At 68.0% G+C, this 203-nt stretch carries 1 protein-coding gene; it reads right to left on the bottom strand.

The features are described from left to right. Positions 1–203: tetratricopeptide repeat protein (locus tag MXD61_RS05985; protein ID WP_248811830.1), on the bottom strand; the 203-nt coding region annotated here is incomplete at both ends.

The following is a 203-nucleotide window of genomic DNA, read 5'->3' on the forward strand; positions in this document are numbered from 1 at the left end:
CCGTACACCGCCTCGCCGATCGCCAACGCCCGCTCGAACAGCCGCAACGCCTCCCCCACCCGACCAAGATCACGCAACGCCAACGCCTGATTGTTCAGCCGGATGGCGACCACTGGATGGTCCGGGCCGTACACCGCCTCGCCGATCGCCAACGCCCGCTCGAACAGCCGCAACGCCTCCCCCACCCGACCAAGATCACGCAA

The sequence above is a fragment of the Frankia sp. AgPm24 genome, from assembly GCF_023243055.1.
Taxonomy (GTDB): domain Bacteria; phylum Actinomycetota; class Actinomycetes; order Frankiales; family Frankiaceae; genus Frankia; species Frankia umida.